11 protein-coding genes are annotated in these 13,073 nt (G+C 33.0%); 9 read left to right on the top strand and 2 right to left on the bottom strand.

Annotated elements, in window-relative coordinates:
• The first annotated feature begins 3 nt into the window (after positions 1-3).
• The 4 genes from lptC (at position 4) to M0M57_RS09125 (ending at position 4,375) form a co-directional block, all read left to right on the top strand.
• On the top strand, positions 4-558 hold the full coding sequence (gene lptC / locus M0M57_RS09110) for an LPS export ABC transporter periplasmic protein LptC (protein ID WP_248432741.1): 555 nt from the start codon (positions 4-6) through the stop codon (positions 556-558).
• Between the two features lie 80 nt (positions 559-638).
• Positions 639-830: a hypothetical protein gene (locus M0M57_RS09115; RefSeq protein WP_248432742.1), complete on the top strand. Its 192-nt coding sequence runs from the start codon at positions 639-641 to the stop codon at positions 828-830.
• A 6-nt stretch (positions 831-836) separates the two neighbouring features.
• Positions 837-2,108 (top strand): hemolysin family protein, encoded by a 1,272-nt coding sequence (locus M0M57_RS09120; protein WP_248432743.1) that lies wholly within the window; start codon positions 837-839, stop codon positions 2,106-2,108.
• 164 nt (positions 2,109-2,272) lie between these two features.
• Entirely contained in the window at positions 2,273-4,375 is a 2,103-nt protein-coding gene (locus M0M57_RS09125) for a peptidylprolyl isomerase (RefSeq protein WP_248432744.1), read from the top strand.
• A 53-nt stretch (positions 4,376-4,428) separates the two neighbouring features.
• Here the strand turns inward: M0M57_RS09125 and M0M57_RS09130 are convergent, their stop codons facing one another.
• Positions 4,429-5,340 (bottom strand): GYDIA family GHMP kinase, encoded by a 912-nt coding sequence (locus M0M57_RS09130; protein WP_248432745.1) that lies wholly within the window; start codon positions 5,338-5,340, stop codon positions 4,429-4,431.
• A gap of 6 nt (positions 5,341-5,346) precedes the next feature.
• A complete protein-coding gene (locus tag M0M57_RS09135; protein ID WP_248432746.1) occupies positions 5,347-6,663 on the bottom strand; it encodes a hydroxymethylglutaryl-CoA reductase, degradative in 1,317 nt (438 codons plus the stop codon).
• Positions 6,664-6,846: 183 nt separating this feature from the next.
• Between M0M57_RS09135 and M0M57_RS09140 the strand changes: the two genes are divergently transcribed.
• From M0M57_RS09140 to M0M57_RS09160, 5 genes are read left to right on the top strand one after another with little or no spacing between them, the layout of a single operon-like run.
• Positions 6,847-9,021 (top strand): S9 family peptidase, encoded by a 2,175-nt coding sequence (locus M0M57_RS09140; protein WP_248432747.1) that lies wholly within the window; start codon positions 6,847-6,849, stop codon positions 9,019-9,021.
• 8 nt (positions 9,022-9,029) lie between these two features.
• Complete coding sequence (locus tag M0M57_RS09145) at positions 9,030-10,565, top strand: peptide MFS transporter (RefSeq protein ID WP_248432748.1); 1,536 nt, start codon at positions 9,030-9,032, stop codon at positions 10,563-10,565.
• A 10-nt stretch (positions 10,566-10,575) separates the two neighbouring features.
• Positions 10,576-12,108 (top strand): peptide MFS transporter, encoded by a 1,533-nt coding sequence (locus M0M57_RS09150; RefSeq protein ID WP_248432749.1) that lies wholly within the window; start codon positions 10,576-10,578, stop codon positions 12,106-12,108.
• 44 nt (positions 12,109-12,152) lie between these two features.
• The gene (locus M0M57_RS09155) at positions 12,153-12,611 is read left to right on the top strand and encodes a thioredoxin family protein (RefSeq protein ID WP_248432750.1); all 459 of its coding nucleotides are present in this window, start codon (positions 12,153-12,155) and stop codon (positions 12,609-12,611) included.
• Between the two features lie 2 nt (positions 12,612-12,613).
• The gene (locus tag M0M57_RS09160; RefSeq protein ID WP_248432751.1) at positions 12,614-13,072 is read left to right on the top strand and encodes a thioredoxin family protein; all 459 of its coding nucleotides are present in this window, start codon (positions 12,614-12,616) and stop codon (positions 13,070-13,072) included.
• Position 13,073 lies beyond the last annotated feature (1 nt).

Genomic DNA, 13,073 nt, shown 5'->3' on the forward strand with positions numbered 1-13,073 from the left:
ACTATGCTCTGCATAAACAAAATAATCAATTTCAGTGTCACAGTTTTTGCTGTGACATTGTTTTTTGGTTGCCAAAGCAATTTTAAAGATATCCAACGAATTAATGTATCAGAATTTATGGCTTCCGGTGAGGCCGATTCCGTCAATCTAAAATATACCGATTCCGGCAGAATCAAAGCCATTATGGTAAGTCCGAAAATGATGGATTATGGTACGGTACTTTATCCATTCACCGAGTTTCCAAAAGGAATTGAAGTGACATTGTATGATCAAGATGGCAAAAAAAACTTCATCAAATCGGATTATGCCGTTACGTTCAAAGGAACAGATATTATTGATATGCAAGGCAATGTTAGAATGACATCTGAAGGAGGGCAATATTTAGAAACCGAGCAACTCTATTACGACCAAAAAAATGAATGGTTTTTTACAGAAAAAAAGTTTAAATTTACAGACCCTTTCAAAGGAGAAACACAAGGAGATGGTTTAGATTTTAGTAAAGATTTTAAACGAATAAACTTTCAAAAAGTTTCCGGCGTAATTAACGAAGCAGAATAAATTAGTTTGCAGTAATTAACAGTTCTCAGTGAACAGAAAACCAACAACCGACAACAGACAACAGACAACAGAAAACAAACATGACATACCTAAAATACATTCAATATTTTTATCTTTTTGCAGCCGGTTTTTTTATTTATCAAGGTTTTGCTAATCTAGATTCCGAAGAAAAAAATCCTTGGCTACTTTTCTTTTTTGCAGCATTGGCCATTTTTATGTTCTTTTTTAGAAGACGATTTATGAATAAAATGGATAATCGGGACAAAAAATAAAACCTTATGGAAATCAGTATCATTCTAATTTGTTTACTGCTTTCGGCATTTTTTTCCGGAATGGAAATCGCTTTTGTTTCCTCCAATAAAGTCTACCTCGGAATCGAAAAAATGCAAGATGGGTTTGTGGCTAAAATTTTAACCAAAATAACTCAAAATCCATCCAAGTTCATTGCTTCCATGTTGGTGGGAAATAATATTGCTTTAGTAATTTATGGTTTTACCATGGGTGATTTAATTATTAAATTGATTTATCCGGAATTCATCAATAATGATAATTTACCGTTTCAAGTTTTAATGATTCAAACGCTTATTTCAACAGCAATCATTTTGGTTACAGCCGAATTTTTACCAAAAGTTTTTTTTCAAATTTATGCCAATACATTCATTAAAATTTTTGCAGTTCCGGCCTATATTTTTTATCAATTACTCTATTATATTTCTTCCTTTGTAATTTGGATTTCCGATTTTTTTCTTAGAAAATTATTTAAAACCGAAGGCGATGAGGCTCAACTTTTTTTTAGTAAAGTAGAATTAGGTAATTTTATTTCTGAACAAATGAATTCGGTAGAAGATCACGATACAGTTGATTCTGAAATTCAAATCTTTCAAAATGCTTTAGAGTTTTCAGGCGTAAAAGCTCGTGATATTATGATTCCTCGAACTGAAATTTCTGCTGTTGAAATTCATGATTCGGTTAAAGAATTAAAAGCACTTTTTATAGAAACAGGTTTTTCTAAAGTACTGGTTTATCAATCTTCATTAGATGATATTATTGGTTATGTGCATTCGTTTGAACTGTTTCGAAAACCCAGAACAATCAAATCGGTCATGATTCCGGTAGAATTTGTTCCCGAAACAATGTTTATTAAAGATGTGATGAACCTTTTAACCAAAAAGCGGAAAAGTGTTGCAATTGTGTTAGATGAATATGGCGGAACCTCAGGAATGATTACCATTGAAGATATTGTTGAAGAATTGTTTGGAGAAATTCAAGATGAACACGATTCAGACGAAACACTGATTGAAGAACAATTGAGCGAAAAAGAATTCAGATTTTCTACTCGTTTGGATGTTGAATATATTAATGAAGTTTACAAATTGAATATTCCCGAAGATGATTCCTATTTAACATTAGGAGGATTTATTGTAGATCATGTTAAGGAAATTCCACAAAAAGGAGAAGTGATTGAAATTGATAATTTTCAATTTTTAATTGAAGAAGCTTCGAATAAGAAAATTGAGCTGGTAAAAATGATTATTGATTATTCAGATTAAATAAATGAATAGCCTTTTATAGTCATAAAAGCGAATATTCTTCTTTATTGAGTAACATTATTTTTTGCTGTGTAAAAAATCCACAAAATATATTGAATTCTTTATAATTATTTCACAGATAATTGTATTTTCGCAAACTGAAATAAAATTAAACATAAATAGAAATGGCGATTTTAGGAAAAATTAGACAACGTTCATTTATTCTTATAGTGATTATTGCGTTGGCATTATTCTCTTTTGTATTAGCAGACGTGATTCAAAGTGGCGGTTTTAGCCAATCTTCAAACAATGTAGGAACCATTAATGGAAAAGATATTCCGTTTGAAGAATTTAGAATGAAAGTAGGAAATACTGAAAAATCAGGTCAAGGAATGTCTAACATCCAAGCAGTTAATCAAGTTTGGAATCAAGAAATTAACCTTGCATTATTGTCTGAAGAACTTGAAAAATTAGGAATTAGAATTGGTGAAAACCACTTGATTGAAACATTGAAAGCCGATCCTAATTTTGGTCAAAATCCTTCTTTTCAAAATGAATTGCAACAATTTGATATCAATAAATATAGAGAATATATTAAATCAAGTTCAAATCAACAAGAAAAAGACTATTTTCAAAACGTTGAAGAAGGTGCAAATATCAATGCAAAATATCAGTTATATAGCACATTAGTTAAGTCTGGCTTTTTTACAACACAAAATGATGCTAAATTCAAATATAATTTAGAAAACAAAAAAGTTACATTTGATTTTGTAGCCGTTCCTTATTCTTCAGTGAAAGACAGTGATGTGAAAGTTACAGATGCTGAAATCATGGATTACATGAAAAAGAATGAGAAAAAATACAAAGCAGATGAAACTCGCGAAATTGAATATGTTGTTATTGAAGATCAACCATCAGATTCAGATAAAAACGATATCAAAAATAAGTTAAATTCATTCTTAGCTCCATCAGTAAAATATAATAAGGAAACAGATTCAAACGATACTATTCCTAGTTTTTCAACTACTACTGATGCAATTAAATTTGTAAACGAAAATTCTCAATTTCCATACGATTCAACGTATATCGGGAAATCTGATTTACCGGCAGAACATGCTGAAGCTATTTTCAACTTAGCCGAAGGTCAAGTTTATGGTCCTTATCAGTATGGCGAATACTTTGCTTTAAGTCGTTCAATGGGAAGAAGAGCTGGTGCAAAAGCAAGAGCAAGTCACATCTTAATCAGTTTCACTGGTTCAAGAGCTCAACCAAAAGAAGACAGAACCAAAGAAGAAGCAAAAGTTAAAGCAGAAGGAATTTTAGCTGAAGTGCAAAAAAATCCAGACGCATTTACTATGCAAGCATTTACAGTTTCGGAAGATCAAGGTTCTGCTCAAAAAGGTGGAGATTTAGATTTCTTCGGACCTGGTCAAATGGTTCCTGCATTTAATGATTTCGTTTTCAATAATCCAATCGGAAAAGTTGGTTTAGTAGAGACTGAATTTGGTTATCACATTATTAAAGTAACAGACAAACAAGATGCTATTCGTTTAGCAACTATTGCTCAAAAAATTGAAGCTTCAGAAAAAACTTCTGAAAATGCTTATACAAATGCAGTGAAATTTGAATTAGCGGCTAACGAAAAATCATTTGAAACTGCTGCAAAAGAAGCTAAGCTAACAGTGAACCCATCTGTTCGTGTAAAAGCATTAGATGAAATGTTAGGTCAATATGGTTCACAAAGACAAGTTATTCGTTGGGCTTTTGAAAAAAATACTGACGTTAATGATGTAAAACGTTTTGAACTTCCTAAAGTTGGTCATATGATTGTTAAACTGAAAAAGGTGAACGAAGAAGGTTTATTAGCCATCGAAGATGCCAGAATTCAAGTTGAACCAATTTTAAAGAACAAAAAGAAAGCTGAGAAAATCATGGCTAAAATGAAAGCAACTTCATTGGATGCTATTGCTCAAGCTAATGCTGTTCAAGTGCAGACGGCTACAGATGTTACGTTAGAAAATCCATCAGTAGCTTCTTCAGGATATGAACCAAAAGTGGTAGGATTAGCTTTTGGAACAGCGGTTAACAAACTTTCTGCTCCAATTGAAGGTAATGCAAGTGTATTTGTAGTAAAAACTACCAAAGTAACTGAGCCTTTGCCAGCTAAAGATTTTACAACTCAAGTGAATACTTTAAAATCTCAAAACGCTTCTGCAGTAGGTAGAGTGTTTGGAGCATTAAAAGATAAAGCAAAAATTAAAGATAACAGATTACAGTTTAATTATTAATTCAAACTGCAATTAGTAAAAAATCCCAACCTTTTGAAGTGTTGGGATTTTTTTTATTTTAGAATCATTTCATCATAACGAAGAATAGTTTCAAAACCACGCTCTTTAAAATAACCGCTAGGATCGTCTTTAGAAATCACAAGCACAAAATCCCCGCCCCAAGCTCCTAAGCTTTTAATTACGCCTTTAAAATCATAAAAGAAAGCTTCTTTGATGGTAATGGTTTCCAGCACTTCGCTCATAATGCTTTCGTGCTTTTCCATTTCATAAACAAAGGACTTTAAATCGGAAGAGGAAAGGACAGAATTTGTAATCTTATTTATTTTTTCAATCGTTTTTCCAATGTTGTGTTGGTTGTTGATGTAATTGGCAATGGCCGATTTACTACTTTGTTTTCTATTTAAATAAACAAAATACAAATGGTTTCGAAATTCCGGATAAAATTCAACCGTTTTAAACTGAGGTTGATTATTTATTAATTGATACACGATCGGCGAATCTCTTTTTGCACATGCGATATCATAGCCACTTCCGCCAAAACTTCGGTTCAACAATTCAAAGGCATCGATGTGTAACCATTGCCCAATGTTGTTGATTAATGTGGAAGAAGTGCCCAAACCCCAATTTTTTGGAAAAGTCAAATTGGTTTCGATGTTGAAACCATTTTTATCTAAAAAATCGGGATTCATTTGAAAAGCTTCGTTCAAAATTTCCAATAAAGTATTTCGAACTGAATTTTCAGCATTAAATGGTTTGTTGATGATTTCGTCAAACGTAAATTCATCTTCAAACCAAGTGCTTCCGTCTTGATCAAAACTTTTCCATAGAATTTGTTTCGATGGAATTGGTTCTACGGTTAAATTCTGTCCAAATTTTGTAGGTAAAGCTAAAGCTAAAGCTCCGTCAAGCACTACATATTCGCCGGTTAAGAGTAATTTTCCGTTGCTGTAAAAGGTTTGTTTCAAGGTGATTTATTTTCTAATTTCTTCCAAAAATCCCGCCACAGAAGCGTGTGAAATCGTATTGTTTTTAAAATATTCCGCTACTTTTACTCTTTCTTCTGCAGTAGCATGATATTGATTTAAAATATTGTTGATGTGCATTTTCATATGACCTTCCTGAATTCCTTTAGTGGTCAATGATCGCAATGCGGCAAAATTTTGAGCTAATCCAACAGCAGCAACAATTTGCATTAATTCACGAGCTGATGGTTTTTCTAAAATTTCTAAATTCAACTTCACTAAGGGATGTAACGAAGTTAATCCGCCCACAGTTCCTAACGCTAAAGGAATTTCTAACCGAAATTTAAAAATGCCGTTTTCAATTGTTGCGTGTGATAAACTGCTATATTTTCCGTTTCGGCTGGCATACGCGTGTGCTCCGGCTTCCACGGCTCTAAAGTCGTTTCCGGTTGCTAAAACCACGGCATCAATTCCGTTCATAATTCCTTTGTTGTGCGTTACGGCACGAAAAGGTTCAATTTGTGCAATTTGAACGGCTCGGACAAACTTCTCGGCAAATTCTTTCGGGTTTTCGATTTGTTTTTCGGCTAATTCTTCAATCGGACAAGAAACTTCTGCTCGAACAATACAATTCGTAACATAGTTTGACAAAATGCTCATCACTACTTCAATGTTTTTTTCATCTTCCGAAAAAATTTCAAAAGTTTGAGCCTCTTGCTTCAAGGTTTTAGCAAATTGTTCCAAACACGAATTGATAAAATTCGCACCCATACTATCTTTGGTTTCAAAAGTAGCATGCAATTGATAGTAATTTTCTAAATCCGTAGTTTTATCATTCAAAATAATATCCAAAATTCCGCCACCACGTTTTTGCATATTTTTGGTTATGCTTTCTGTTTCTGAATAGAATTTTGCTTTCGTTTGATTAAAAAAATCAACCAATTTGGATTTTTCACCTTTATAAATAAAATGAACTTGTCCGATTTTTTCGGTATTCAAAACCGTCGTTTTAAATCCGCCACGTTTCGACCAAAATTTAGCTGATTTAGCCGCTGCTGCCACGACAGAACTTTCTTCAATCACCATCGGAACGGTATAATTTCTTCCGTTAATGTTGAAATTCGGTGCAATTCCCAACGGCAAATAAAAATTGGAAATCGTATTTTCGATGAATTCGTCGTGCAATTGTTGCAGTTTTCCATCCGTATTCCAATAGTTTTTGATTAATGAAATACCTTCTTCAGGTTGTGAAAAATACTGTTTTGCAATCCATTCAATTTTTTCAACTTTGGATAATTTAGAAAATCCGGAAATTTCGTGGTTCATGTTTGTTGCTTATTGTGATGCAAAGATAATGAAGAAAAAATTTTAGAGCGGTTTTTCAAAATGATAATAAGATTCTTTTAATTCCAAACCATTCAAAAATCCAAAAATTGCTATTTAACAGAAAAAAACTCGTTTTATTCCGATTTTTTCACTAAAATTGAATCTTTTTTTAATGCATCAAAAATGAATCAATTGTCAAAACTCGTTTGTTTCTTACTTCTTGTATCCGCGACCGCGATAGGTCAGCAAAAAATCACCTTAGAAGACATCTGGTCCTCAGGAACTTTCCGAACAAAAGGGATGGATGCTTTGCAAGCTCTCAAAAATACCAATCAATATACTGTTTTAAATTTTGACAGAAATTCCAATACTTTTCAAATCGATTTGTACGATTTTGCAACGTTGAAGAAAGTGAGCACGCTCGTTGATACGAAAAATCATACCGAATTAAAATCCATTGATAGTTACACATTCAATTCAACTGAAACGCAATTGTTGATTGCTTTGAATTCGGAACCAATTTATCGACATTCTTCCGTTGCCGATTTTTATATTTATGACTTATCATCGAAGAAATTGCAACAAGTAGCCGATTATAAAATTCAAGAACCAACGTTTTCTCCTGATGGAAAAAAGATTGCCTATGGTTATGAAAATAATTTATATGTGTATGATTTAGCTTCTGATAAACATACTCAAATTACTACAGATGGAAAGAAAAATCACATCATTAACGGAATTACCGATTGGGTTTACGAAGAAGAATTTGCTTTCGTGAGAGCTTTTGATTGGAATAGTTCTAGCACACATTTAGCCTACATTAAATTTGATGAAACTGAAGTTCCTGAATTTTCTATGGATGTTTTTGGGAAAGAATTATATCCTTCGCAACACGTTTTTAAATACCCCAAAGCAGGAGAAAAAAATGCGTTGGTTTCTTTGCACACGTATGAAATAGCTGCAAATCAAACCAAAAACATCAATTTGAGTCAGTATAATGATTTTTATATCGCTCGAATGAAATGGACAAATGATGCGAATGCGTTGAGCATTCAAGTGTTAAATCGTCATCAAAATAATTTAGATTTACTTTTTGTGGATGCTAAAACAGGAACTACAAAAGTGGTTTTGAATGAAAAAGATGCTGCTTATGTCGATGTTACCGATAATTTGACCTTTTTGAAAGACAACAGTTTTATTTGGACTTCCGAAAAAGACGGATTTAATCACATTTATCATTACGACAAAAACGGAAAACTTCGCAATCAGATCACGAAAGGAAATTGGGAAGTGACTTCGTATTATGGATTTGATGAGAAAAATGGTCAAGTGTATTATCAATCGGTTGAAAATGGTTCTATCAATCGGGATGTTTATAAAATCAAATTAGACGGAAAGAATAAAGTTCGTTTAACGAATAAAACAGGAACTAACAAGGCAACTTTTAGTCCCAATTTTCAATATTTTATCAATTCTTTTTCCAGTTCAACCGAACCAACTTCATACACATTACACGATTCCAAAGACGGAAAGCAAGTTCAATCCATTGTTGATAATAAAGAATTAGCTTCCAAATTAGAAAGCTACAATCTTCCTACCAAAGAATTTTTCGAATTAACGACCGAAAAAGGGCATAAATTAAATGCCTACATCATCAAACCGAAAGATTTTGATGCTTCCAAAAAATACCCATTATTATTATTTCAATACAGCGGACCGGGTTCGCAACAAGTGGCCAATCAATGGTTGGGAGCGAATGATTTTTGGCATATGATGCTGGCTCAAGAAGGCTATTTGGTGGCTTGTGTGGATGGAAGAGGAACCGGATACAAAGGAGCTGCTTTCAAAAAAGTAACACAAAAAGAATTAGGAAAATACGAAGTAGAAGATCAAATTGATGCGGCAAAAGTGCTAGGAAATTATCCTTACATCGATAAAACCCGAATCGGAATCTGGGGTTGGAGTTACGGCGGATTTATGTCCAGCAACTGTATCTTAAAAGGAAACGACGTTTTTAAAACCGCCATTGCCGTTGCTCCAGTAACCAATTGGCGTTTTTATGATTCGATTTACACCGAAAGATATATGCAAACACCACAAGAAAATGCGAGTGGTTATGATGATAATTCGCCCATCAATCACGTAGATAAATTAAAAGGAAATTACCTAATCATCCACGGAACAGCGGATGATAATGTACATTTTCAAAATGCAACTCGTATGATTCGTGCCTTGCAATTGGCCAACAAACAATTTGACCAAGCTATTTATCCCGACACAAATCACGGTATTTATGGCGGAAAAATTCGACTACAATTATATACCAAAATGACTAACTACTTAAAAGCTAATTTATAACCAAACTTATGACAAACGAACAAAAGTTAAATGATAAAACATTTCTAGGACATCCGGTTGGACTCTATGTTTTGTTTTTTACAGAAATGTGGGAGCGATTTTCTTTCTACGGAATGAAAGCTTTGCTGATATTTTATTTGACTAAATATCATCTTTTTAGTGATGATGCCGGATATTTATTAATTGGAAGTTACGCAGCTTTAGGTTATGCAGCACCTGTTTTAGGGGGTTATCTTGCTGATAGATTTTTGGGTTTTAGAAGAGCAATTATTTTTGGAGGAATACTTCTTGTTTTGGGACATCTAGGAATGGCTTATGAAGGAAATGCAGCAACATTATCAGTAACTGGAGAAATTGAAAGAGATAGTTTTGCCTTGCAAGTATTCTATTTTTCTTTAGCTTTTATTATTGTAGGAGTTGGTTATCTTAAGGCCAATATATCATCATTAGTAGGGGAATTGTATGTGAAAGGCGATAATAGAAGAGATTCAGGATTCACAATTTTTTATATGGGAATTAACTTAGGATCCTTTTTTGCTTCTTTACTATGTGTATGGTTAGGAGAAACATATGGTTGGGGTTATGGATTTGGTGCTGCAGGAATAGGTATGATTTTAGGTTTAATTACTTTTATTTCAGGTAGAAAATATTTTAATGGAAAAGGAGAGTCTAATTCGCCAGAAGAATTAAATAGAAAAAGATTCGGCATTAAAACGGAATATTTAATCTATATATTATCTGTTTTTTCAACTGTTTTGTTTTGGCAAATGGTCCAAAGACATAAAGTGGTAGAGAATATTTTGTTAATTAGTTTGAGTATTTCCTTTGCTTTCATATTATATTTTGGATTTAAAAAAGTAGAAAAAGTAGATAGACATAGACTTTTTTCATTAACAATTTTGATTGTTTTTTCCACTGTTTTTTGGGCTTTGTTTGAACAAGCTTATACCTCTTTAAATTTATTTGCAGATCGCGTTTTAGACACTACGTTTTTAGGAGTTGAATGGAAACCAGGACAATTTTTAAGTTTAAATTCTTTTTTTATAATTTCTTTAGCTCCTGTTTTTGCTTGGTTGTGGGTTAAAATGGGTAAATACAATCCAAATACTGCAATAAAATTTTCGATGTCATTACTTTTAGTCGGATTAGGTTTTGGTTCTTTGATGTTTGGTTCTTCAATATCCGGTGATGGTCAAGTAGCGGCAATTTGGTTGGTTTTATTGTATTTACTTCACACAATGGGGGAACTTTGTTTGTCACCTGTAGGTTTATCTGCCGTAACTAAGTTATCTCCAGCAAAAATTGTCGGATTCATGATGGGAGTTTGGTTTTTAGCTACTGCAAGTTCTGAATATATAGCAGTTTTATTAGCTAAGCTTTCTTCTGTAGATAAAGGGGCAGATTTTATAACAGTAAAAGCAGCTTATTTTAATCTTTTTGAACTTTTATTTTATATAGGAATTGGAACAGGATTGCTTTTACTACTACTATCTCCGATAATTAAAAAATACATGCACGGCGTGGACAAAGAATTAAATAACTAACAAATTTTTTATGAATACATCTTCTAACGACTTTTTTAAAGACCAAGTTCTCGGACATCCTGCCGGATTGTTTGTACTCTTTTTTACCGAAATGTGGGAACGTTTTTCCTATTATGGAATGCGGGCTATTTTGGTTATTTTCTTAATCTCAACTTTTGATAAAGGCGGTTGGGAATGGACTACCGAACGAGCAATGGGTTTATATGGAACTTACACCATGGGAGTTTATTTAACCCCTGTTTTAGGAGGTTTGTTGGCAGATAAATTATTAGGTTATCGCTGGGCTGTAATTATTGGGGCATTTATTATGACACTTGGTCACGCTTCAATGGCACTTGAAACCGAATTGTTTTTATATATTGGTTTAGGATGTTTAATCATCGGAAATGGATTATTTAAGCCAAATATGACCTCAATGATTAGCCATTTATACAAAGATCATCCTGAAAAGAAAGATGGTGCTTATTCCATTTTTTATATGGGAGTTAATGCCGGTGCTTTCTTAGGAATTATGTTGTGCGGTTACATTGGTGAAAAAGTTTCTTGGAGCTTAGGTTTCGGATTAGCAGGAATTTTTATGTTCTTCGGAATGTTACAATTCTATTTTACACAAAATATTTTTGGTCAAGTTGGACTTTCTCCAACAAACAAAAGCCTTATCAAAACAGATGAAGTGGATCATACTCCATCAAATATTATTAGAGATAGAATGATTGTGGTTTTCATTTTTTCAATTTTTACTGTTTTCTTTTGGGCTGCCTTTGAACAGGCTGGTGGTTCGATGACTATTTTTGCAGAAAAATATACACAACGAATTTTAGAAGGAAACGCAGGTTATTCATTTAAAATTATTGATGCAATTTTGACTATTCTTCCACTAGGAATTATCACTTATGTGTTAGCAAAATTATTTTCAAAAACATTCGCAAAGTATTCTCTTGGAAACATCATTCTTTCGTTGAGTTTCTTAATCATTTGGGGAATTGTAGTTTGGAAAGTAAACAGAGAATTTACTGCCACAGAAACAGAAGTTCCGGCAACATGGTTCGGAATCTTAAACTCATTATTTATCATTATTTTTGCCCCAATGTTTTCCAAATTATGGGAAAGTAAATACAATTTGCCAGGTGCAGTTAAATTTGGAGTAGGATTAATTCTTTTAGGATTAGGATTCGGATTTTTAGCTTTCGGAGCTCAATCCATTGTGTCCGGAGAAGATTTTGTACGTGTCAGTATGGTTTGGTTGATATTAGCTTATTTATTCCACACCTTAGGAGAACTTTGTTTATCACCTGTCGGATTGTCGTATGTGAGTAAATTGGTTCCTGCAAAATGGATAGGAGTGATGTTCGGAATTTACTACCTTTTCATTGCAATGGGTAACAAATTAGCCGGATCTATGGGAGGAATGATTGAAAAAATATCCAATGAATATTCATTAAGTACATTTTTCCTTATTTTTACAATTGTTCCGATTGGAATGGGGATTTTAATTTCAGCGTTAAATCCAATCATCAAAAAACTAATGCACGGTGTTCGATAATTTTCGGCATCATTTTTGAAAATGAATTAAAAAAAATATTTTTTATGAAAAAGATTATCTTGCTTTTTGCTTTTATAACCGTGTCTTTCGCACAAGCACAAGAAATTAAGTGGGTTACTTTTGATGAAGCAATGGCTCTTCAAAAGAAAAATCCGAAACCAATTTTTATGGATGTGTACACCGATTGGTGCGGTCCATGCAAAATGTTGGATAAAAATACCTTTCAAACTAAAGAATTTGCAGACTATATTAATGCCAATTATTATGCTGTAAAATTTAATGGAGAAGGAAACAACGAAGTAAATTACAAAGGTAAAAAATACGCTAACCCAGGTTATGATGCCAATCGAAAAGGTAGAAACAGCATGCACGAATTTACCGGATTTCTAAAAGTAGAAGGCTATCCTTCGATGTATGTTTTAGATAAAAAAGGTGAAATTGCCAAAGTAATTGTAGGTTATTACCAAGCAGATCAATTGTTAGCAGAATTAAAAGCAATTTAAAAATGAAGAAAGTTTTTTTTCTATTCGTCTTTTTTTGGACTTTTCAAACGGTTTCTGCTCAAGAATTAACTTGGCATACCGATGTTAATAAAGCTATTGAAATATCATCTAAAACCAATAAACCAATGCTTTTGTTTTTCACAGGAAGCGATTGGTGTGGATGGTGTATCAAACTACAAAAAGAAGTTTTCTTTAAACCGGAATTTGCAGAATGGGCAAAAAATGTAGTGTTAGTAGAATTAGATTTTCCTCGTAAAACAAAATTAGAACCGGCATTGGCTCAACAAAATACTCAAATGCAACAGATTTTTCAGGTTTCAGGATATCCCACGATTTGGCTTGTTACTCCACAAAAAAATGGTGAACAAATCAATCTTCAACAGCTTGGAAAAACAGGTTATGTTGGTGGCGGACCAACCAAATGGATTGAGGTCGCCAATCAATTTTTAGCAAAAAAATAAT

Source organism: Flavobacterium azooxidireducens (assembly GCF_023195775.1).
Classification (GTDB): Bacteria; Bacteroidota; Bacteroidia; order Flavobacteriales; family Flavobacteriaceae; genus Flavobacterium; species Flavobacterium azooxidireducens.